Here is a 22,380-nt window from a genome sequence, read left to right on the forward strand (position 1 = left end):
TAACCTAAAAAACTTAACATTTGCAAGAAAAAAATAATTACAAGGCTTTTCAGAATGGAAAAAATAGTGTAACCTCAACGGATAGATATTATAGGGTAATTTTGGGATAAATGGAAATGGAAAATGGATTAGAAAAAGAGGCGGGATAAAAACTATTTAATGGAGGGAATGCGGTGACAAACAAGATTTTTATGCTCATGACAATGATTGGAGTTCCACTTTCCGTAATCGGAACATTTTTGCATTGGTCAAATATTGTCCTGTTTATTATTTACTGTTTAACCATTATTGCTTTAGCCAGTTTTATGGGCAGGGCTACCGAAAGCCTTGCGATTGTTGCAGGACCGAGGATTGGCGGTTTGTTGAATGCTACTTTTGGAAACGCAGTTGAATTAATTATTTCCGTTTATGCACTAAAGGCAGGATTAGTCGGAGTGGTACTTGCCTCGTTAACAGGATCTGTTCTTGGAAACTTGCTCCTTGTTGCGGGATTATCGTTTTTCGTTGGCGGTCTTAAATATAAACGCCAGGAATTTAATGTGTATGATGCCCGGCATAATTCAGGACTGCTAATGTTTGCAGTAATCATTGCCTTTGTGATCCCTGAAGTTTTCTCGATGAACATGAATGAGTCAAAAAGGATTTCTTTGAGTGTGGGGATATCGATTATTCTCATCATCCTCTATTTGGCAGCGTTATTTTTTAAGCTCGTTACACATCGGGGAGTTTACCAGCATGAAACAGAAACAGAAGGTCATGATGAAGAAGAACCGGAGTGGGGTAAAGGGAAAGCCATTTCAGTTTTAGCGATTGCAACTGTAGCCGTCGCTTATATCTCAGAGCATCTCGTTCATACGTTTGAATATGTTGCTACATCATTTGGCTGGACGGAACTGTTTATCGGCGTCATTATTGTAGCAATTGTCGGTAACGCAGCGGAACACGCATCAGCCGTTTTAATGGCTCATAAAAATAAAATGGATGTAGCAGTTGAGATTGCAATCGGGTCCACGCTTCAAGTTGCCATGTTTGTTGCCCCGGTGCTTGTAATTATTTCACTCTTCTTCCAAACCTCTATGCCATTGTTATTCACCTGGCAAGAGTTAATTGCGATGGCTTCGTCAGTATTATTGATCGTAGTCATTTCCAATGACGGAGAATCAAACTGGTTTGAAGGACTAACCTTAATTGCCGCATATGTGATCATGGGGATTGGTTTCTTTTTGTTATAACAAATATAAAGACTCTGACCAGGGTGGCTCAGAGTCTTTTTTTCAGAAAACATTTCATTTAATTAGTTTTTCACATGTACAGTGTTACATTTGTTCCTGTGATATAATGGGTTAATCGTTCTTCTTACTTAGGGAAAATCAATCGCTTTCATTTGGGACCATCAATCACCAACCTTCATGTTTAGTTATGAATTAGAAAAACACGAGTGTTGAATTTCATAATAAGACGGGAATCCCAACCTCCTTAAATAATAAATAGTTAGCAGATTGATTACTGCCCTCCTTTTTTAAAAGGTTAAGTTTATTATAAATTAATATTATAATTTTGTAAATGTTCTGATTATTACTTTTTTATTACTAATCTTAAAGGAGCAACAAATGGCATTTTTGTATCGGTTTTTATTTTTCATTATTGGATTATTTATTATGACTTTTGGGGTTTGTTTAACAATTAAAGCTAACCTTGGGGCAGGGGCATGGGATGCTCTTAATGTTGCGCTTACAAGGTGGGTTGGTCTGACAATCGGAACATGGGTAATGATTGCAGGCGGGGTATTAATTATTGTAAATGCTATTTTATTAAGAAAAAGGCCGGAATTGCTTTCTGTCATTACATTTGTGGTAATTGGTTCTATGATTGATTTTTGGATGAGTAATGTCTTTGGTAATTTGCAAGGAGGACATTTCATTGTCAAATTAGGTGCCTTAATTCTCGGGTTAGCCATAATCGGTTTTGGAGCATCGATTTATTTGCAGGCAAAATTCCCATTGAATCCAATTGATAATTTTATGATGGCAATAAAAAAACGTCTTTCTGTGAATCTAATGGTTGCCAAAACCATTGGGGAAGTTGTTGCTTTAATCCCGGCCCTTCTTTTAAAAGGACCCATTGGAGTTGGAACGATTATCATCACGTTTGCTGTTGGACCCTTCATTCAGCTCTTCTTTCCTTATTTTGAAAAATTAATGCAAAAGCTAGAGGCTTAATGGATAATATTGATGAACTCCGAAAAAACTATGGATAGATTATAAATGCCATTTGCGAAAGGAGTTCATTTTACAGTGAAAAAAAATGTCGCTATTCTTATGACGCTGCTATTAATGCTTTCTTTTTTACCGTCTGCTTTTGCTGCAAAAGCTCCGGTGAAAAAAGAAGCGGTAAAATATCAAGTCCCTCCTTCCGTTCGGAATATTACGAAGGAAAATACCTATCCGAATTCGACACAGGATTTGCCATTATTACAGCCTAGCGATTTAACAAAAAAACTAATTAATTCTTCAAGAGTTAAGATCCAAAATCCTGATTTGATCCGTATGCTAAATGAGTCAAGCATCAACAGCTCTCCATTTGCCGTTGGATACCGTGCCATCGTATACCTGGGGCAGTGGCCCTTGAATTACGAGTCATCTGAAACCTCACCAAATTGGGAATATCAAAAGATTAATACCAATTATTTCGATAATCGCGGCGGCAGAGTGCCATACCAAATTCACTATGTCCAGGAAGCACAAAAAATAGTAAGAGGCGGTCTAACAGCAAAAATCCCGAATGCGGAAGAAGTAAAGAAAATGATGCTTCTAACTGCAATGGAAAAAACGCATCTCCCGCTTGCATTTGAGACTGTAATCGGTGGAGGTACAAAAAATGACCACGTATACAATATCCCTCCTAATCGCTTAGGATACTTATATGCCTATGCACCGGGTGTAAATGAAAAAGGTAAAGTTACCTATGGTGAAGTTTATTTAATGTTAAAAGGAAATAGAAAGTTTATTGTTATTAAAAATGTCACCTCACAGGGCATTGGAGCCTGGATACCGGTTCAGGATTATGTGTCATTTGGTTTCGCTGCATCTGAAAGGCCAAGATAATTTTTACGAAAAAAGACTCCGGGTGTCGGAGTCTTTTATTATTAAATAATTGGGCAAAATATTGCCAAAGACCTAATATTTCGGGTAGGATGAAAAAGGTAAATGAAAGGAGAGAACCAATTTTGGGTAGCCCTACACATGATAAGAATTCACAAGTTGATTTTTTAAAGCATCGATTAAATATGTTCCTTGATGTGCTTGATGCCATCGATCCCGAGGATACAAATTTAGAAGATATTGACCGATTACTTTCTATGCTAGATGATATGGAATCAAAATGCAGGGAGTTCAATAACCGTGAGGAAGTCAGTGAGTCTGTTTAATACAGGCTCTTTTTTATAGATTTAAGGAATTTTCCCTCATACTACCATGTAACCGGCTGCAATCAAATTCTTTAATTCCAATGCATATAGGAGTATAATGGAACAGTCAAATCGTTATAAAATTTAAAAAGATTCTTATGGATACATGGGGAAGGGGTACTCGAATTGAATATTGTTAAATTTCAAGAAAGCATGTACAAGCTAATAGTTGAAACCTCCACGAAACTTCCAAAGGATGTTCGTCGTGCCGTTAAGTCGGCTAAAGAAAGGGAAAATGCCGGCACCAGTGCGGCAATGAGTCTTGCCACCATCACGAACAATATTAAAATGGCAGACGATCAAGTCTCACCGATTTGCCAAGATACCGGCTTGCCGACATTTAAAATTAAAACGCCGGTTGGTGTAAACCAGTTAGAAATTAAAGATGCAATTAAAAATGCGATTGTTCTTGCAACAAAAGAAGGAAAATTACGACCAAACTCTGTCGATTCGTTAACGGGAGAAAACAGCGGAGATAATCTTGGCGCAGGACTTCCTGTTATCAAATTTGACCAATGGGAAAAAGATTACATCGATGTCCGCCTGATTCTAAAGGGCGGCGGTTGTGAAAATAAGAACATTCAATATAGCTTACCATGTGAGTTAGACGGTCTGGGCCGTGCAGGCCGTGACCTTGACGGTATCCGCAAATGTGTCATGCATTCCGTTTACCAGGCTCAAGGACAAGGCTGCAGTGCCGGTTTTATCGGCGTTGGGATTGGGGGAGACCGTTCCTCAGGCTACGATTTAGCTAAAGAACAATTATTCCGCTCCGTTGATGATGTCAATCCGCATGAGGACCTTCGCCGTTTGGAAGAGTACGTGTTGGAAAATGCAAATAAACTTGGTATTGGTACAATGGGCTTTGGCGGGGAAGCTACGTTATTAGGTTGTAAAATCGGTGTGATGAACCGTATCCCTGCTAGCTTCTATGTTTCTGTTGCCTACAACTGCTGGGCTTTCCGCCGCTTAGGTGTAAGTGTAGACCCTGTGACAGGTGAAATTAATGAGTGGATGTACCAAGATGGCGAATTCATTGATTTTGCTGAGACCGCGGCTGAAAGAGAAACAGCAGCATCGAGGTCAGAGGCCGTGATTTCGCTGCAAGCACCGATTACCGAAGAACAAATCCGTGAATTAAAAGTCGGTGATGTTGTTCAAATTAACGGCATGATGTATACCGGCCGCGATGCAATTCATAAATATTTGAGCGACCATGATGCTCCTGTTGATTTAAACGGGCAGGTGATTTACCACTGCGGACCCGTTATGTTAAAAGACGAAGCAGGGGAGTGGCATGTAAAAGCAGCAGGACCAACCACAAGTATTCGTGAGGAGCCTTACCAAGGTGATATTATGAAAAAATTCGGCATCCGCGCCGTTATTGGTAAAGGCGGTATGGGACCGAAAACCTTAGCAGCACTAAAAGAGCATGGCGGCGTTTATTTGAATGCGATCGGCGGCGCTGCTCAGTATTATGCGGATTGTATTAAATCAGTTGAAGGTGTTGACCTCATGCAGTTTGGTATTCCTGAGGCTATGTGGCATCTTCGCGTTGAAGGCTTCACAGCTGTTGTTACAATGGATTCACATGGAAACAGCCTTCATGCTGATGTGGATAAATCGTCTTTAGAAAAATTGGCGCAATTTAAAGAGCCGGTTTTTAAATAAATTTTAGAGGGTAGGCGCTGCATGCGTCTATCCTTTTTCGCAAATCCTCTTGGAAATAAATGATTATTTTCTACTCATCAATTACATAAATTTCTTCATCTTCCATCAAAGGACTTCAGCCTACATACTAACTTTGCTTAAATTTCATACTGCCGGGAAAAATAAAGGCCGAGTCTACAACAAACCCACAATCATTTCCTATTTCTGCTAATCATGTTTTCCCCACTAAAAACAAACACTAAAAAAAAACAAAAATAGGGGGAACATGGATGAGAAAATTCCTATGCATCCTTAGTTTGCTGCTTTTAATGACGCCTCATGTTACATATGGTGCGGTCTCCAATCAACCCTTCCACTGGGGAATTAAAAGAGCTTCCAATGAACAGCCGGCGGAAGCAGGCGCGCAGTTGGACCAGTTGATTGCGAAATATGGCGCCTTTTATAAAAGTGACACAAAAGCAAAGACATTATACCTTACCTTCGATAATGGTTATGAAAATGGGTATACCTCAAAGATTCTTGATGTTTTAAAAAAGGAAAAAGTTCCTGCCACTTTTTTTGTGACGGGCCATTACTTACTTTCGGCACCGGAACTAGCCAAACGAATGGTGGAAGAAGGACATATAATAGGAAACCACTCCTGGCATCATCCTGATATGACGGCCATAAGTGACGCAAGAATTCAGGAAGAGCTTGAAAAAGTCCGTGTCAAAACAAAAGAATTAACTGGTCAAAAAGAAATGAAATATCTTCGCCCGCCAAGGGGCGTTTTTAGCGAAAGGACATTAAAAATTGCCAAGGAAGCAGGCTATACCCATGTATTTTGGTCACTCGCGTTTGTCGATTGGAAAGTCAATCAGCAACGGGGAGCTCAATTTGCTTACGAAAGCATTATGAAGCAAATCCACCCTGGAGCCGTCATGCTTCTACACACCATCTCAAAAGATAACGCCGATGCCCTTGATAAAGTGATTCGGGATTTGAAAAAGAAGGGTTACAATTTTAAAAGCCTTGATGATTTCCCCCAGAAAAAATAATTACAATCAAACCGAATTTCCGCTGAAATTCGGTTTTCAATTGTAGAATTTAATTACAGATTGTCTAAACTGATAAAAAGATGAAATTTAGAAGAAAACTATGTGGGTAACGGAAGTATGGTCCAATGAGGATGCACACCAAAAATCGCTTGCTTTAAAGAAAACAAAGGAAACCATCCAGCGAGCAAGGCCGCTAATTGCAGGGATAGAGTCCATAAAGATACTCCAGCAAGGAGGCAAAGGAAGGAATCAAGTCGGGCATTCATGGTTGAAACATGCTATAATACGGGGATTATGTTATACAGGAAACGCTACATAATGGAAAAGCGTTGAATAATTTGGAGTGAACTAGATGAAAATCGAACAAAATATCAAAATTCAATTAAACCAGACCTTCCCTTTAACTATCAAAAGACTAGGCATTAATGGCGAAGGTGTCGGTTATTTTAAAAAGCAGGTCGTTTTCGTACCCGGTGCTCTTCCAGGGGAAGAAGTTGTTGTTGAGGCAACCAAAATCAACCCAAAATTTGCGGAGGCAAAAATCAAAAAGATCCGCATCAAGTCTCCACATCGTGTGCAGCCGCTTTGCCCCGTTTATGATGTTTGCGGGGGCTGTCAGCTCCAGCATTTGCACTATGCCCAGCAATTAAAAGAAAAAAGGGATATCGTCATTCAATCACTTGAACGCCATACGAAGCTAGCGATCGATAAGCTCGATATCCGCGAAACGATCGGCATGCAGGACCCTTGGGGCTACCGCAATAAAAGCAGTTTTCAAGTCGGTCAAAAAGATGGAAAGGTTCTTGCAGGATTATATGGTTTAAACTCCCATCAATTGATTGACATTGACCAATGTGCCGTTCAGCATTCACAAACAAATGAAGCAACAACAAAGGTTAAAAAGATTTTAGAGGAATTAAAAATCCCAATCTATAATGAAAAATCGCGAAAAGGGATCGTTCGAACAATTGTAACAAGGGTTGGAGTACAGACAGGTGAATTGCAGGTCGTGCTTATTACTTCACAAAAAGAGCTGTCCAAAGAAGATTTAATAATAGCAGAAATTCAAAAAAGATTACCAAACATCAAATCAATTGTGCAAAATGTTAACGGTCAAAAAACATCGCTCATTTTTGGAGAGGAAACAACCGCTTTGGCCGGTAGCGAATTTATTCAAGAAACACTGGGCGACCTTCAGTTTGAATTATCGGCTAGAACTTTCTTTCAGCTGAACCCAATTCAAACCGTAAATCTTTACAATGAAGTAAAGAAAGCAGCGGCTTTGTCAGGGAAAGAAAAAGTGGTCGACGCTTACTGTGGCGTTGGTACGATTGGGCTATGGCTGGCTGATCAAGCAGGGGAAATTCGTGGAATGGATATTATTCCTGAGTCGATTGAGGATGCCAAGAAAAATGCAAAGCGTCATGGGTTCAGCAATACAAAATACGTACCGGGAAAAGCGGAAGAAGTACTTCCAAAATGGGTGAAAAAAGGGTGGCAGCCGGATGTCGTGGTCGTGGATCCACCAAGAACCGGACTCGACAATCAGCTGATCCAAACGATCTTACAAGTTAAACCACAAAAACTTATTTATGTCTCATGCAACCCATCTACCCTGGCAAAGGACATTCAAACCCTGAGTTCGAAATATGAAGTAAAGTATATCCAGCCTGTCGATATGTTCCCGCAGACGGCGCACGTTGAGTGCTGTTCACTACTAGTATTGAAATAATAACGAATATGGCCGTGTGTACAATAAATCTCTCTGGATATTCAGGGGGATTTTTTATTTGTTCCTACAACCTTATGCTAATTGTTAGGAAGCCAAGATGAAATTTGCTTTGGGACAATGTTGTGAATAAAGTAGTAGCTGCTTTTCTAAAAATCCAAATTGTAAATTCGGATACACGATTTACGGATGAAGTAAATGTTCCTATTAATCAACAGTGCGATAGTTATGAGGGTTGCTGGATTTATCCGAGGTTAAAAATATATTAGAGGATTATTGGGAAAACACTCCAATACATTCAGCAGAATATTATTATAAAGTCTGGTAATAATTCTAGTATAATAAGGGTTAAAGAAATTAAAATACGTAGATCACGTACATAATTCAAGAATAAGTAAAAAGAGGGGGAAATGCTGTTATTTATTATTACAAATTTAATAACTGGTATGTTGATAACAGTTTCTTACTTTGTGAATAATAAACCTTTTTTTAGAAAAAAAAAGAAATATTATTATCCTGTATAATCAACTCGGTTAAGTTTGAAAAATTTGAATGACCTCTACAAACCGTCTACTCTTTTCAAATGGTTGTGAAAAACATTCGTTAAATGCTGGGAAATATTTCTATTTTTATGGTAAAATTAAACAAGAAAATAAGTTCTCGATAATAAAAACGATGGTAGGTGTTCCATGGATGAGATAAAAATTAAGCAAAGAAAATTTGCCAAATATTATATAGAAACAGGCAATGCAACAGCCAGCTATTTGAAAGCTGGTTATGATGAGATGTAAAATTCGTAAAATTGTATTTCTCTCTCTTTTTTCAGATGGCATTAAATCTCGAACTATTCTTCTAATAACTTTTCTAAATCCTTATCAACAATAAATACCTCTATTCTCTCGCCCATTTTAGTGCTTATATCACTATGACTGGATAGGACTTTACAATGAGTAACATTTTCTACAATTTTTTCAAACTCGTTACTATACATTTCACGTAGGACTTGTCTCATTTGTTTTACCAGCTTTCTTCCTGTATCATGGTTAACAAGATGCTTTTCCTCTGTAGTCAATACTCCTTTGAAGCGAGTTATAACCATGTCTTGTACAATGTATGTCTTTGCCTCTTGTGGACCTCGACCAAGTAATTCCCTTTGAAATTTTATAAATGCTGAGCTAATCTCAGCCTCCAGCTTTTTTTTTGAAATAGGCATCTTTTAACCCCCAGATTAACAAAACGTTCCCTTAACGTATGAACATAATATTACTTTCGGCCTTTAGGACATGTCAATAAGAAAAATGAATATAAAATAATGAGTAATGATGAGAAAAATAAAGAAATTCTAATGTTTTCTTTAAAATATTGTAGATAATGGCTTTATTTAATTAAATATAGCTATTTACAAGCATTGTTTCAGAGACATACAATAACATCATACTTCAACAAATTAATAAATCGGCTTAATCCTGAGGGAACTCAGGTACGGAGGAACCAATATTTTGGGGTTAATTCTGGGCAACCAGAAGGGATGAGAAACTCTTTCGCCATCCTACCCGTCAGCTAACTTCGTCGGCTAAAGCGAAGGAGGTCTAAAGACCGCCTAATTCAGGGGGCTTTTTTGTTTATAGCAAAAGGGCAGCTTGAGTAATAAGTAGGTCTTTTTATTATGCCTATTTTTAGAAAAAGGAAAATGGAAGACAGAACGCAAAGAGAGCGGTAATGCTTACTGGGCGTTAAGTAGACCAATGAATACTTTTTCTCCAATATGTTGATCAAATTAATTCAACAATTTCCTTAGGAGAATATCATTTTTGATATTTCTAATTTGGATATCGTTGCAATTGACTCAACTGGGGAAGGAGTATGCATTGGTCTATTTTTTTTACCTTTCCAACCAAGAAGGAGGTATAGAAATGAATAACGATTTTGTAACAATTGGACTTTTAGTTTTAGTTTTTGCCCTTTTTTGGGGATTTACTCTATTTAGTGAAAAAGCATAGGGAGGTTATCGGATATGCTCATACCAGGAATTATTGGAGTAGCTTTGATTGTTTATTTGTTATACGTCTTAATTAAACCAGAAAAATTTTAGTGGGATTTTTACAATGATTAACAAATGGGAGGAATACCGAAATGACCATGGGGTTAATACAGGTAGTAGTTACCTTAGTTATCGCTGGCTTATTAGTAAAGCCGATTGGTGTCTACCTAGTGAAAGTTTTCGATTATGAAACAACAGGATTGGATCGTTTCTTTGGGCCGGTAGAACGGTTAATCTACCGTATTATTGGAGTACGGGAAAAAGAGGCGATGGGTTGGAAGAAATATGTGTCTGCCATATTAATGAGTAACTTTGTTATGTTGATTCTGATATATGCCATTTTTAGGGTGCAAAAATATCTTCCATGGAATCCAGATGGAATAGATAATATGCCCCCTGCATTAGCATTCAATACGGCCATTTCATTTATTACAAACACAAACTGGCAAGCTTATAGCGGCGAAAATTCACTTTCGTACTTATCTCAAATGATTGCTATTACATTCCCAATGTTTACATCGGCGGCTACAGGATTTGCGTTGGCTATTGCCTTTATTCGCGGCTTAGTAGCTCGTCAGAATAACCTTGGAAACTTCTATGTTGATATAGTTCGTTCCATCACACGTATATTCTTGCCTTTATCTTTTATTGTTGCATTATTCCTGGTATTTCAAGGAGTACCTCAGACACTACATGGAGCGGTGGATGCTACAACAATAGATGGAGTAAAACAAACGATTACTAGAGGACCTGTTGCATCATTAGAATCGATTAAGCATATAGGAACAAATGGTGGTGGTTATTTTGGAACTAATTCGGCACATCCATTTGAAAATCCAACACCACTATCAAACCTTATGGAAATTCTCTGTATGCTGCTGCTGCCAACGGCATTGGTGTATGCCTTTGGAGTTATGATTAAGAACAAACGTCAAGGCTGGTCTGTTTTTGCTGCAATGGGTATAATGCTTTTGGTTTTTCTTTCAGTAGTATTTGTTGCTGAATATAACGGTACACCAGCTCTAAATGCAGCAGGTGTCCACGGGAACATGGAAGGGAAAGAGGTTCGCTTCGGAATCTCAGAATCTGCGTTATTTACGGCTGTGACGACAGCTGCTACTACCGGATCTGTTAATAATATGCATGACTCTTTGACTCCAATGGGAGGTCTTGTTCCTCTAGCAGAAATGATGCTAAATAACGTGTTTGGCGGTAAAGGGGTCGGGTTGTTAAACGGATTGCTTTATGTGATATTAACGGTATTTATTTGCGGCTTGATGGTTGGCCGTACACCAGAATTTTTAGGAAAGAAAATTGAGTCGAAAGAAGTGAAGTTGGCTTCGATTACCTTACTAATTCATCCTGTTATTATTCTTGTTCCGACAGCGATTGCCTTGTTCACACCTGGAGCCATATCGTCTATTTTAAATCCGGGATACCATGGTATTTCTGAAGTCTTGTACGCTTTTACATCAGGTGCTGCTAACAATGGTTCAGCTTTTGGCGGTCTTACCGCAAATACCAACTTCTATAACATCGCGATCGGTTTAGTTATGTTGTTGGGTCGATATATTTCCATCATTGCCATGTTAGCAATAGCAGGATCTTTTGCTACTAAGAAAATGGTAGCAGCAACTTCGGGAACGTTTCGCACTGATACACCACTATTCACTGGTATCTTAGTCGTGATTATTGCAGTAATCGGTGCATTAACGTTCTTCCCAGCACTTGCATTAGGTCCAATTGCGGAACATCTTGGCATGTTTCACTAGTGTGGTAAGGAATTTATAAGGAGGATGTCTTATGGCAATTCAAAATAAAGGGATATCAAAAGATATTATCTTTCAAGCAGTTATAGATTCGTTTAAAAAGTTAAATCCGCTCGTTTTGATTAAAAATCCCGTTATGTTTGTGGTAGAAGTCGGGACATTAATAACGCTTATCCTTTCTATTAAACCAGATATTTTCGGATTTAGTACAGTTGGCCGAGGGTATAATGTAGCTGTATTTTTTATCCTTCTAATTACGGTACTATTCGCAAACTTTGCTGAAGCACTTGCGGAGGGGCGAGGTAAGGCACAGGCAGATACATTACGAAAAACAAAATCGGAAACGATGGCGAAGGTAAGACAAAAAGATGGTTCATACAAAGAGGCTCCATCTACTTCATTACGCAAAGGCGATATCGTTCGTGTAGATACAGGCGAAATTATTCCTTCTGATGGAGAAATTATTGAAGGGCTGGCGTCAATTGATGAGTCAGCCATTACAGGAGAATCTGCCCCAGTCATTAAAGAGGCGGGTGGGGATTTTTCATCCGTTACAGGTGGAACAAGAGTTGTTTCGGATTATATCATCGTAAAAATCTTAACAGATCCGGGTGAATCTTTCCTTGATCGGATGATTTCATTAGTAGAAGGTGCATCTCGTCAAAAAACACCGAATGAAATTGCCTTAACAACTCTTTTGGCTGTGTTAACACTCATTTTCTTGTTTGTCATTATGACGTTGGTGCCTATCGCTGACTATTTAAAGGTAAATTTGGATGTGGCAACTCTAATTGCTCTTCTCGTTTGCCTAATCCCAACCACGATAGGGGGCTTGCTTTCGGCAATTGGGATTGCAGGGATGAACCGTGTAACCCAATTTAATGTCTTGGCGATGTCAGGTAAAGCAGTAGAAGCAGCTGGTGACATTGATACCATGATCCTTGATAAAACAGGAACCATTACCTTCGGAAACAGAATGGCAAGTGAGTTTTTGCCGGTATCCAATGTGTCGGAACAGGAAGTTACATTATCCTCTTTAAAGGCATCTGTAAAAGATGAAACACCAGAAGGGCGTTCAGTTGTAGAGTTGGCTCGTAAACTGGGTGTCAATTGGGATGAAAAGGAATACGATGGTGCAGAGATTATTGAATTTACAGCAGAAACTAGGATGTCAGGTCTAACATTAAATGATGGAACAGAGATTAGAAAAGGTGCAGTAGATGCCATAAAGAAATATGTAACAGTTAAAGGGGGAACCATTCCTGCTGACTTGGATGAGAAAGCCACTGTAATAGCAAAGGCGGGAGGAACACCTCTAGCTGTCGCTATTAATAATAAGGTATATGGAGTCATCTATTTAAAAGATACTGTTAAGCCTGGACTGAAGGAACGTTTTGCTGAACTTCGAGCAATGGGTATCAAAACGATTATGTGTACGGGTGATAATCCGTTGACAGCCGCTACCATTGCGAAAGAAGCAGGTGTAGACGAGTTTATCGCGGAAGCGAAGCCAGAAGACAAGATTGCAGCGATTAAAGGGGAACAGCAAGAAGGCAAACTGGTAGCGATGACAGGTGACGGAACCAATGATGCCCCAGCTCTCGCGCAAGCAGATGTTGGATTAGCGATGAATTCCGGGACAATGGCAGCAAAAGAAGCCGCCAATATGATTGATTTAGATTCTGATCCAACCAAGCTTCTGTCTGTTATCGCAATTGGCAAGCAATTATTGATTACGCGAGGGGCATTAACGACCTTCTCGATTTCCAATGACATTGCAAAATACTTTGCGATCATTCCGGCACTATTTATTGCAGTTATACCGCAATTACAATCACTTAATGTTATGGGATTGGCATCACCAAAATCGGCGATTCTTTCCGCTTTAATTTTTAACGCCATTATCATTCCTCTCCTTATCCCGATTGCGATGAAAGGGGCAAAATATAAGGCGATGGATGCAAATAAACTTCTTTCCCGAAATCTTCTTATTTATGGGCTCGGTGGAGTGGTTGTACCTTTTATCGGAATCAAAATAATTGATATGATTGTTTCTGCTTTACATCTAGTTTAATTCATGAAAAGTGGAGGAGAGAATTGATGAGGTCATTAATGATTGCAATTCGGTCATCTGTGTTCCTGATGATATTATGTGGACTAATCTATCCGTTAGCAACAACGGGAGTTTCACAAGTTCTATTTAACAAACAAGCAGAGGGAAGTCTTGTGAGTATAAACGGAAAAATTCAAGGATCAGAGCTTTTAGCTCAAGGGTTTAAGGGTCCGCAATGGTTTCATCCAAGGGCTTCCGCGGCAAAATATGATCCAAAAGCTTCTGCTGCTACAAATGCGGCTGTTGCATCAAAAGAATATATTAAAACAATTAAAGACAACGTGAATCATTTGAAAAAGGAAAATGATAATATTGGTACTTCCATTCCTGCTGATTTAGTTACGACTTCTGGTTCTGGGTTCGATCCGGATTTATCTCCAGAAGCAGCAAAAGCTCAAGTGCCAAGAATTTCACAAGCAAAGGGTATTTCCCAAGATCGATTACTATCCCTGATTAATCAACATACAAAAGGGCGTTCATTAGGGATTTTTGGTGAACCACGTGTCAATGTGCTAGACCTAAACCTGGCATTACAAAACATAAAATAAAAAAGGGGAGATTCTTTCTCTCCTTTTCTGTATGGTATTAAAGATGGGAGGGTCATGAATGAGTGAAGAGGGGTTCCGCAGAAAGACATCAGAGGAAATTCTACAGTCCATACAAAAAATACGAAAAGGCCATCTGAAAATTATTCTTGGGGCTGTAAGTGGTACTGGCAAAACCTATTATATGCTGCAGGAAGGAAATATTTTAAAAAAACGAGGGTTAGACGTTGTCATTGGAATAGTCAGTACTTCAAACCGTCCGAAAACCATCGAACAAATTGGCTGTTTAGAAATTATTCCTTCTATAGAATGGTTGAACAAGGGTGAAGTGAAATACGATCTTGATGTTGATGCGATCATGGCCCGTAATCCTGAAGTGGTTTTAGTCGATGACTTATCTCATCGAAATCGGCCGGAAGCCCCCAGGGCAACTCGATTGGATGATATTAACTATCTATTAAATATGAAAATTAGTGTGATCACAAGTGTTAACATATATGAGCTTGAAGGGGTTAGAGGGATAGCGGACAAATTAACTGGTGGAAGGGTCAGGGTCAATTGTAGTGTCCCAGAAGATACGCTAGCATTAGCGGATGAAGTTAAGCTGTTGGATGTAACACCTGAAGTAATCCTAAGCAGGCTCCAAGAAGGAGATATTGAGATTAGCCATGAGGAAAATCGAGGGAGAGATAACCTCTTTCACAGGAACAACCTAGCTGTACTCCGTGAACTTGCTCTCCGCTTTTTAGCTGGGGAGGTAAATGATGCACTTGATGAGTATAGAGAAAAGCATGGAATGATTGGTCCATCTGGAGCATCTGAAAAAATTTTAGTGACAGTTCAATACCACTGGAATGGATCCATTCTGATTAGACGTGGGCAGCAAATTTCTAAAAGATTAGGTGGGGAGTTGTTAGTTGTCTGTTTTGCTAATAAAAATTTATCTAAGAATGAACAAACCTTTAAACGTTCGATTATAAAGCTGGTAGAGAAAGTGGGAGGGGATTTTGAGGAATTACCAATCGGACACGATTCGGTTGCTGATCAAATTGTAAGATATGCAACAGAGCACAATGTAACAAGGATTGTAATGGGGCAATCAAAGCGGACTCGTTGGGAGGAAATCGCTTATGGTTCAATTATCAATAAAATCCTTCGAAAAACAAGAAATATTGATTTATTTATTGTTGCAGATCGTGCAGAAAAAGCTGGGGAACGTGTTATCCCTACAAAACAAATGAAGAATAAAGAAGTTACCAATCCTTATCGTCGCCTTACACTTAAAGAACTAGAAGAGGAAATTAATAATATTAATCGTGGTACGTTAAAAGTATATATTGGAGCAGCACCAGGAGTAGGAAAAACATACACCATGTTACGGGAAGCAAATGAACTAAATAAAAAAGGTATAGACATTGTCATCGGGCTATTAGAAACACACGGACGGAAAGAGACGATCGAACAGGTTGGCTCATTAGAATTTATTTCTCGAAAGAAGATTTTCTATAAAGGCACCACACTTGAAGAAATGGATACAGTGGCCATAATAAAGCGTAATCCGGAGGTCGTGTTAGTCGATGAGTTAGCACATACCAATGTGCCTGGGAGCAACTATCACAAACGATATGAAGATGTAGATGATATTTTAAAATCTGGTATCTCGGTGATATCCACGATGAACATTCAACATCTAGAAAGTCTGAATGACAGTGTAGAACAAATAACAGGGGTGAGAGTTAGGGAAACAGTTCCCGATCATATTCTCCGAACAGCGGATGAGATTGAATTGATTGATATCTCACCAAAGGCATTGCGCGAACGGATGAAGGAAGGACGTATTTATGCACCCATAAAAATAGATCAGTCTCTAAATAACTTCTTTAAAACAGGTAATCTCATTGCTCTTAGAGAACTGGCTCTAAGAGAAGTAGCGGATGATGTGGACGAACGTCTAGAGGCATGGGAAAGAAAACGAACATTAAGAGGACCTTGGAGACAGCAAGAAGTAATTTTTGTTTGTACGAATTTGAGACCTGATAGCGAAAGGCTCATTCGTCGTGGATTTCGTATTGCGTATCGCCTAAAAGCTGCTTGGTACGTTGCTCATGTGAAAGATCATCATCCTTTAACGAATGAAGAGGAGCAAAAGTTGAGTAAAATTCAACAACTCACTGAACGGCTTGGCGGAGTATTTGAATTGTATGAAACAAATGATCGACGTCATGTCTTCAGGAAGTTGGTAAGTGAAATGAATGAAAAAAAGGCAACACAAGTTATTATTGGTCAATCTGCCCGTACCCGGTGGGAGGAGATAATAAAGGGTTCCGTTACACAACGATTGTTAAGGGAAGTCCGACATATGGATGTTTTAGTGGTAGCTGATTAACATAAATAATAATTTATGAAAAAAATGACTTCAATAGCTTGTCTGGAAATGATTAATCAAATTTTATCTTGGATATATATTTATTGATTTAAAAAATTTTGCCTATAAAAAAATTGGAACTACCTTCCCAAAAGTCATTCTATTACTTTTGGGAAGGTAGTTCCAATGAGTAAACTTTCTCATAGGAATAGTTTCCAATCATGTTTTTTCTTTGACTCGAGTTAAGTTCCTACTAAGAGCATCTGCAATTTTGCAGATGCTTTTTTAAAATAAGAAATTATTATTAAATGCTGCCTAAAATTAAAAAACACATCCCCCAAAGGTTCGGAAGATGTATCCTAATGTTGGATTTATTTAAATCAAACGCCTAGGTTCCTATTAGATGCAAACAAAAGTCTAAATCAGCCTGTAAATGGTCTTTCATCAGTAATTCGGCTTTTTGACCATCCCTTGCTTTTATTGCCTCATAAATTTCTTCGTGTTCATCGATAAGATGGGGGCGATTGTAGAAAACAACCGTTTTTCTGAAAAGATAAATCGTAGATTGCATGCGGTCAATAATATCAATCATGACGGGATTATTGCTGGCACCCACAATAATTTCATGAAAGCGTTCATTTGCTATCATTACCTCTTCGATTTTTCCTTTCCTACCGATCTCAACACATTCATATAAAGAACCAAGTTCATTTTCTTTTAAATAGGATGCAGCACATTTAGCGGAATGGCCTTCTAATAAAATGCGGACTTGAAACATATTTCTGAGGTCCTTTTCTGTAGGCTTGACCACCCTTTTATTCACTATAAGTCCTTCTTGTTCCAATTTCCGAATGGACTCCCTTATCGGTGTTCGGCTGACACCTAAATCAGCGGCTATTTTTTCTTCTACAATCTTAGTGCCGCCCGGAAGTTCCCCATTTAAGATCCTATCACGAATAATTTCATAGGATTGATGGTAAGCAGGACGAGAACGATCACTCCCTAGCACATTTTTCACCTCATATCCTTTTAGTAGCTAAATGTATCTTATCAAAATTCATAACAAAAAAATACAGAAGAAAGCATTTTCAATATTTTTGTATACAAAAAATAAAAAAGTGTATACAAAAATTACAGATTCGTGTACAATGACAATTGTAAACACTATTTGAAAGCGGTTGCAAATAGAGCGGTTCAAATAAATAGTAATTGCTTAGTATAAAAAAATGGATCAAACATTAAGGAGGAATTAAGATGGAACGCAATGTAGGTTTTATTGGAATAGGAATAATGGGAAAACCGATGTCTTTAAACCTGATGAAGGCAGGACATTCTCTTACTGTTTTTGATTTGAATCAAGAGGCAGTAAATAGTTTAGTAGAGGCTGGTGCAACCGCTGCAGGATCTCCCAAAGAACTTGCCGAAAAAAGCGATGTCATTATTACCATGTTACCTGCTTCTAAACATGTGAAAGAAGTAGTTTTAGGTGAAAATGGAATCTTGGAAGGGGCAAAAGAAGGTTCTGTAATCATTGATATGAGTTCGATTACACCTGAGGTTTCACGAGAACTTGCCGAAGAAGCTGCTAAAAAGGGTGTAGGAATGCTTGATGCACCTGTCAGCGGTGGGGAGCCTAAAGCGATTGACGGTACATTAGCGATCATGGTTGGTGGTAAAGAAGATATTTTTGAAAGCGTTAAATCAGTGTTTTACGCTATGGGAAAGGACGTTACCTTAGTTGGTGATAATGGATGCGGGGTTACGGCAAAACTAGCCAATCAAATCATTGTAAACCTTAACATTGCTGCCATGTCTGAAGCACTTGTATTAGCAGCAAAAGCAGGAATTGACATTGAAAAGATGTACCAAGCTATCAGAGGAGGGCTTGCTGGAAGTGCAGTTCTAGATGCGAAGGTGCCAATGATTCTTGATCGAAATTTTGTTGCCGGCGGAAGCATTGCCATCAATCTTAAAGATATTACAAATGTAATGGATACATCCCATGAAATCGGTGTCCCACTACCGTTATCCAGTCAATTGCTAGAAATCTTTCATGCGTTAAAAGTAGATGGAAAAATAAAAGATGATCATGGAAGCATTGTGAGATATTACGAAAAACTGGCAAATGTAGAAGTAAAGAGGGTTTAAACAATGAGCGAAAATATGAGATTACCAATTGAATTTTTGGAAACTCTTCCTAAGGTCGACCGTCAGATTGTAGATACATTATTAGAAGAAGCGCTAAGCAGCTTAAATAAAAAAATTATTGTTCTTGATGATGACCCAACAGGTGTTCAAACGGTCCATGATATTTCTGTCTTTACAGATTGGTCAGTAGAAAGTATTGAACAAGGGTTTAAAGAAGAGCAGTCGATGTTTTTTATTCTAACAAATTCGAGAGGGTTTACAGCAGAGGAGACTGAAAAAGCACATCGAGAAATAGCTGGAAATATTCTAACAGTCGCGTCGAAACTAAATCGCGAGTTTATGATCATCAGCCGTGGAGATTCAACCCTCAGAGGACATTATCCTTTGGAGACAAACGTTTTAAAAGAAACGATTGAATCAGCATCAGAGAGGAAGATAGATGGAGAAGTAATCCTCCCGTTTTTTAAAGAAGGAGGACGTTTGACCATCAATAATATCCATTTTGTTCAGTACGGCCAGGAATTGGTGCCGGCAGGTGAAACCGAATTTGCAAAAGACCGCACATTTGGTTATTCAAAATCACATTTAGGTAAATGGATCGAGGAAAAGTCAAATGGAGAATATTTAGCTGAAAAAACTTTATATCTTTCTCTCAAACAGCTTCGTTCATTGGACTTTGAAAAAATAACCGAACAGCTACTTAACATAAACGATTTTAATAAAGTGGTTGTCAATGCTGTTGATGAGGTAGATGTTAAAGTATTTACGATTGCTTTAGTTCGGGCTATTAACGCCGGAAAGAACTTCATTTTTAGAAGTGCTGCTGCCCTGCCAAAAGTTATTGGAGGAGTTAGTGATAAATCACTTCTTACTAGAGAAGAATTGGTTGGAGAAGAAACAGGGAATGGCGGATTAATTATTATTGGTTCCCATGTTAAAAAAACGACCGAGCAGCTTGAAGAGTTAAAAACATTAACAGATATTGAATTCATTGAGTTTAATAGTCATTTAGTTTTAGAGCCTGATCAATTTCAAAAAGAAATCGACCGAGTAATCGACACCACCGAAACTCTTATCAGAGAAGGCAAAACCGTTGCCGTCTATACAAGAAGAGAGCGTCTAGACCTTGAGGAAGATAAGAAGGAAGAGGAATTGAAATTATCGGTAGCGATTTCGGATGCTGTTACAAATATTGTAACAAGATTACAGGTTAGACCGAATTTCCTTATCGCCAAAGGCGGCATTACTTCGAGTGATGTTGGTACGAAAGGTTTGAAGGCTAAAAGAGCAAAGGTTGAGGGACAAATCAGGCCGGGAATCCCAGTTTGGAGAACAGGCAAAGAAAGTAAATATCCAGGTATGGCTTATGTAATCTTTCCGGGCAACGTGGGAACTAAAACCGATTTAAAAGAAGTTGTTGAATTATTAAACAAAAAATAACTATGAAACAATTTATATGGAATGCCAATTAGCTAGCTAACTGGTATTCCAATTTTACAAAGGGGAAGAGGGAGAAAAAATGCCAATCGTTTTTATCGGTATCGGGATTGTCGTCTTACTATTATTAATGGTGGTCTTTAAAGTAAACGCCTTCATTTCGTTAATTATTACTGGTTTGCTTGTTGGAATTATGGAGGGAATGTCACCGACCCAAGCCATGACCTCTGTTACAACAGGATTGGGCGGTACATTGGGAAGTCTGGCTTTGGTTATTGTTTTTGGGGGGATGATTGGGAAATTAATGGCTGATTCCGGTGGTGCTCAGCGAATTTCTTTAACCTTAATCAAAGCATTTGGCAAAAAGAGAGTCCAGTTAGCGGCTGTCCTTACTGCGTTTATTGTTGGAATCGCTTTATTCTTTGAAACAGGTGTTGTTGTTTTAATCCCGTTAGTTTTCACCATTGCTGCTGAAGCTGGGGTGCCAATTCTCTATATCGGAATGCCGGTTATTGCTGCTTTAATTACCATGCATGGCTTTGTTCCACCGCATCCTGGGCCAACAGCTGTTGCTGGAATCTATCATGCTAATTTGGGAAAGACCTTATTATACGGAATTATTATTGCTATTCCTGCTGTCTTTCTTAGCGGACCTTTATATACCAAGTTATTTAAAAAAGAAGATTTAGAAGTAGAGATTCCAAAAGGGCTATTTACTCCAAAACATTTTAAAGAAGAAGAAATGCCTGGATTTGGTATTAGTATGTTTACAGCCCTTATTCCGGTTATTCTTATCGCGTTCCAGGCTATTGTAGAAATTGTGGCGCCTAAATCAGCGCTTTTACCAACAGCTCAATTTTTAGGTAATCCTGGTATTGCTTTATTAATTGCTGTAATCTTTGCTATTTTCACATTCGGTCTAAATCGTGGTAAAAAAATGCCGGAAATAATGAATTCACTTACTGAATCTATTAGTAGTATTGCTGTCATTTTATTAATCATCGGCGGCGGCGGTGCGTTTAAACAAGTGCTGATTGACAGCCATGTGGATAAATACGTCGCTCATCTGATGGCAGGGTCGTCGATTTCTCCGCTAGTTCTAGCTTGGTTAATTGCAGCTGTTTTACGGATTGTATTAGGTTCTGCCACTGTAGCAGGTATGACTGCAGCTGGTATAGCAGCTCCACTCGTTGCGACCACACATGTAAGTCCAGAGCTTATGGTTTTAGCCACTGGTGCTGGAAGTATGACCTTTTCCCATGTGAATGATGCAGGCTTTTGGATTTACAAAGAATTCTTTAACCTTTCAATCGGTAAAACGATTAAAACATGGTCAGTTATGGTTACGATTGCTTCCCTTGTGGGACTAGCTGGTGTATTAATCATAAATATGTTTGTAAAATAAAGAAATTGAGTAGAATTTGAATAAAGTCAATGCTTTGAAGTGAGTAACCTATTACCTTACACATGTGCAAAAGTAAGAAGGTTGCTTTTTTTTAGTTCCAAACTACTAAATATGCGGAAGTACCAGGCCTCCATAAATGAAAGCGGCGCAAATCATAAATGCCGGATGGATTTTAAACTTAATAAGTGCCAGTACCGCAATAAGCCCGATCACTAATGACTGGACAATTCCGATAGAGCTAAAAGAATTGGCTGACATTTTCCATGTTAAAGCCAGCATCATGACGGCAATGACGGGTTGTACTAATAGAGTCATGCCCTTAACGAAGAGCGATTGCCGATGGCGATGAAGTATTTTTAAAAGCAAAATTAACGCAAAGGCAGATGGAAATATCGTAGCAAACAATGCTATTAGCACTCCCCACCAGCCATATACATCATAGCCTACATAGGTAGCAATATTGGTAGCAATTGGTCCGGGGAGGGCATTTCCAAGTGCCAGCATTTGCGAAAATTCGGTATCATTTAACCATTTATAATGATTGACGATTTCCTCATACATAAGTGGAATCGTAGCTGGACCGCCCCCATATCCCAAAAGATTTGAAATAAGAAATCCTAAAAAAATATGTAGTAATGTCATGTATCAGATAAC

At 38.7% G+C, this 22,380-nt stretch carries 20 protein-coding genes, 1 pseudogene and 1 riboswitch; of the genes and pseudogenes, 18 read left to right on the forward strand and 3 right to left on the reverse strand.

The features are described 5' to 3' along the window. Positions 1-173: 173 nt before the first annotated feature. The 9 genes and pseudogenes from cax (at position 174) to J2S10_RS18920 (ending at position 8,694) form a co-directional block, all read left to right on the forward strand. The gene (gene cax, locus J2S10_RS18880) at positions 174-1,232 is read left to right on the forward strand and encodes a calcium/proton exchanger (protein WP_307410712.1); all 1,059 of its coding nucleotides are present in this window, start codon (positions 174-176) and stop codon (positions 1,230-1,232) included. Positions 1,233-1,562: 330 nt separating this feature from the next. After that, positions 1,563-2,219 (forward strand): annotated as a pseudogene (locus tag J2S10_RS18885) (YczE/YyaS/YitT family protein); the annotation flags it as partial. 114 nt (positions 2,220-2,333) lie between these two features. Beyond that, positions 2,334-3,104, forward strand: coding sequence for a YfkD famly protein (locus J2S10_RS18890; protein ID WP_370876244.1), 771 nt, complete (start codon positions 2,334-2,336; stop codon positions 3,102-3,104). Between the two features lie 122 nt (positions 3,105-3,226). Further along, complete coding sequence (locus J2S10_RS18895) at positions 3,227-3,427, forward strand: SE1561 family protein (RefSeq protein WP_307410718.1); 201 nt, start codon at positions 3,227-3,229, stop codon at positions 3,425-3,427. Positions 3,428-3,592: 165 nt separating this feature from the next. Continuing rightward, entirely contained in the window at positions 3,593-5,137 is a 1,545-nt protein-coding gene (locus J2S10_RS18900) for a fumarate hydratase (protein WP_307410720.1), read from the forward strand. Between the two features lie 269 nt (positions 5,138-5,406). After that, the gene (pdaA, locus tag J2S10_RS18905; RefSeq protein WP_307410725.1) at positions 5,407-6,174 is read left to right on the forward strand and encodes a delta-lactam-biosynthetic de-N-acetylase; all 768 of its coding nucleotides are present in this window, start codon (positions 5,407-5,409) and stop codon (positions 6,172-6,174) included. Between the two features lie 100 nt (positions 6,175-6,274). After that, entirely contained in the window at positions 6,275-6,493 is a 219-nt protein-coding gene (locus J2S10_RS18910; protein WP_307410727.1) for a hypothetical protein, read from the forward strand. A 33-nt stretch (positions 6,494-6,526) separates the two neighbouring features. Continuing rightward, complete coding sequence (gene rlmD / locus J2S10_RS18915; RefSeq protein WP_307410728.1) at positions 6,527-7,906, forward strand: 23S rRNA (uracil(1939)-C(5))-methyltransferase RlmD; 1,380 nt, start codon at positions 6,527-6,529, stop codon at positions 7,904-7,906. Between the two features lie 686 nt (positions 7,907-8,592). Beyond that, on the forward strand, positions 8,593-8,694 hold the full coding sequence (locus J2S10_RS18920; RefSeq protein ID WP_307410731.1) for a terminase small subunit: 102 nt from the start codon (positions 8,593-8,595) through the stop codon (positions 8,692-8,694). Between the two features lie 53 nt (positions 8,695-8,747). Here the strand turns inward: J2S10_RS18920 and J2S10_RS18925 are convergent, their stop codons facing one another. After that, positions 8,748-9,116, reverse strand: a complete 369-nt coding sequence (locus J2S10_RS18925) for a Na-translocating system protein MpsC family protein (protein ID WP_307410733.1) — start codon at positions 9,114-9,116, stop codon at positions 8,748-8,750. A gap of 234 nt (positions 9,117-9,350) precedes the next feature. After that, positions 9,351-9,493, forward strand: a riboswitch (cyclic di-AMP (ydaO/yuaA leader). Positions 9,494-9,714: 221 nt separating this feature from the next. Between J2S10_RS18925 and J2S10_RS18930 the strand changes: the two genes are divergently transcribed. The 6 genes from J2S10_RS18930 to J2S10_RS18950 are packed head-to-tail and all read left to right on the forward strand — an operon-like array spanning position 9,715 to position 16,757. Further along, positions 9,715-9,903, forward strand: coding sequence for a hypothetical protein (locus tag J2S10_RS18930; protein WP_307410735.1), 189 nt, complete (start codon positions 9,715-9,717; stop codon positions 9,901-9,903). Between the two features lie 14 nt (positions 9,904-9,917). After that, complete coding sequence (kdpF, locus tag J2S10_RS27505; RefSeq protein ID WP_370876245.1) at positions 9,918-9,995, forward strand: K(+)-transporting ATPase subunit F; 78 nt, start codon at positions 9,918-9,920, stop codon at positions 9,993-9,995. A gap of 47 nt (positions 9,996-10,042) precedes the next feature. Continuing rightward, positions 10,043-11,716 (forward strand): potassium-transporting ATPase subunit KdpA, encoded by a 1,674-nt coding sequence (gene kdpA / locus J2S10_RS18935; protein WP_307410962.1) that lies wholly within the window; start codon positions 10,043-10,045, stop codon positions 11,714-11,716. Positions 11,717-11,747: 31 nt separating this feature from the next. After that, on the forward strand, positions 11,748-13,787 hold the full coding sequence (gene kdpB / locus J2S10_RS18940) for a potassium-transporting ATPase subunit KdpB (RefSeq protein WP_307410739.1): 2,040 nt from the start codon (positions 11,748-11,750) through the stop codon (positions 13,785-13,787). A 26-nt stretch (positions 13,788-13,813) separates the two neighbouring features. Then, entirely contained in the window at positions 13,814-14,374 is a 561-nt protein-coding gene (kdpC, locus tag J2S10_RS18945; RefSeq protein ID WP_307410965.1) for a potassium-transporting ATPase subunit KdpC, read from the forward strand. Positions 14,375-14,432: 58 nt separating this feature from the next. Continuing rightward, on the forward strand, positions 14,433-16,757 hold the full coding sequence (locus J2S10_RS18950) for a universal stress protein (protein ID WP_307410741.1): 2,325 nt from the start codon (positions 14,433-14,435) through the stop codon (positions 16,755-16,757). A gap of 367 nt (positions 16,758-17,124) precedes the next feature. On the opposite strand, the gene J2S10_RS18955 is transcribed toward J2S10_RS18950, so the two are convergent. Next, positions 17,125-17,754 carry a GntR family transcriptional regulator gene (locus J2S10_RS18955; RefSeq protein WP_370876238.1) on the reverse strand — a complete coding sequence of 210 codons (630 nt, stop codon included), beginning with the start codon at positions 17,752-17,754 and terminating at the stop codon, positions 17,125-17,127. A 236-nt stretch (positions 17,755-17,990) separates the two neighbouring features. Here J2S10_RS18955 and garR point away from each other — a divergent pair, with 236 nt between their 5' ends. From garR to J2S10_RS18970, 3 genes are all read left to right on the forward strand, one after another. Next, complete coding sequence (garR, locus tag J2S10_RS18960) at positions 17,991-18,884, forward strand: 2-hydroxy-3-oxopropionate reductase (RefSeq protein WP_307410744.1); 894 nt, start codon at positions 17,991-17,993, stop codon at positions 18,882-18,884. Positions 18,885-18,899: 15 nt separating this feature from the next. Then, entirely contained in the window at positions 18,900-20,324 is a 1,425-nt protein-coding gene (locus tag J2S10_RS18965; protein WP_307410972.1) for a four-carbon acid sugar kinase family protein, read from the forward strand. A gap of 79 nt (positions 20,325-20,403) precedes the next feature. Further along, complete coding sequence (locus J2S10_RS18970; RefSeq protein ID WP_307410747.1) at positions 20,404-21,726, forward strand: gluconate:H+ symporter; 1,323 nt, start codon at positions 20,404-20,406, stop codon at positions 21,724-21,726. A gap of 105 nt (positions 21,727-21,831) precedes the next feature. On the opposite strand, the gene J2S10_RS18975 is transcribed toward J2S10_RS18970, so the two are convergent. After that, the gene (locus J2S10_RS18975; protein WP_307410749.1) at positions 21,832-22,368 is read right to left on the reverse strand and encodes a chromate transporter; all 537 of its coding nucleotides are present in this window, start codon (positions 22,366-22,368) and stop codon (positions 21,832-21,834) included. Between the last annotated feature and the right edge of the window lie 12 nt (positions 22,369-22,380).

It is taken from the genome of Neobacillus ginsengisoli, assembly GCF_030813055.1.

Coding starts and splice junctions, on each gene's coding strand:
- J2S10_RS18890 (WP_370876244.1), top strand. CDS start 2,334: ATGCTTTCTTTTTTACCGTCTGCTTTTGCTGCAAAAGCTCCGGTGAAA.
- pdaA (WP_307410725.1), top strand. CDS start 5,407: ATGAGAAAATTCCTATGCATCCTTAGTTTGCTGCTTTTAATGACGCCT.
- J2S10_RS18910 (WP_307410727.1), top strand. CDS start 6,275: ATGTGGGTAACGGAAGTATGGTCCAATGAGGATGCACACCAAAAATCG.
- rlmD (WP_307410728.1), top strand. CDS start 6,527: ATGAAAATCGAACAAAATATCAAAATTCAATTAAACCAGACCTTCCCT.
- J2S10_RS18920 (WP_307410731.1), top strand. CDS start 8,593: ATGGATGAGATAAAAATTAAGCAAAGAAAATTTGCCAAATATTATATA.
- J2S10_RS18925 (WP_307410733.1), bottom strand. CDS start 9,116: ATGCCTATTTCAAAAAAAAAGCTGGAGGCTGAGATTAGCTCAGCATTT.
- kdpF (WP_370876245.1), top strand. CDS start 9,918: ATGCTCATACCAGGAATTATTGGAGTAGCTTTGATTGTTTATTTGTTA.
- kdpA (WP_307410962.1), top strand. CDS start 10,043: ATGGGGTTAATACAGGTAGTAGTTACCTTAGTTATCGCTGGCTTATTA.
- kdpB (WP_307410739.1), top strand. CDS start 11,748: ATGGCAATTCAAAATAAAGGGATATCAAAAGATATTATCTTTCAAGCA.
- kdpC (WP_307410965.1), top strand. CDS start 13,814: ATGAGGTCATTAATGATTGCAATTCGGTCATCTGTGTTCCTGATGATA.
- J2S10_RS18950 (WP_307410741.1), top strand. CDS start 14,433: ATGAGTGAAGAGGGGTTCCGCAGAAAGACATCAGAGGAAATTCTACAG.
- garR (WP_307410744.1), top strand. CDS start 17,991: ATGGAACGCAATGTAGGTTTTATTGGAATAGGAATAATGGGAAAACCG.
- J2S10_RS18965 (WP_307410972.1), top strand. CDS start 18,900: ATGAGATTACCAATTGAATTTTTGGAAACTCTTCCTAAGGTCGACCGT.
- J2S10_RS18970 (WP_307410747.1), top strand. CDS start 20,404: ATGCCAATCGTTTTTATCGGTATCGGGATTGTCGTCTTACTATTATTA.
- J2S10_RS18975 (WP_307410749.1), bottom strand. CDS start 22,368: ATGACATTACTACATATTTTTTTAGGATTTCTTATTTCAAATCTTTTG.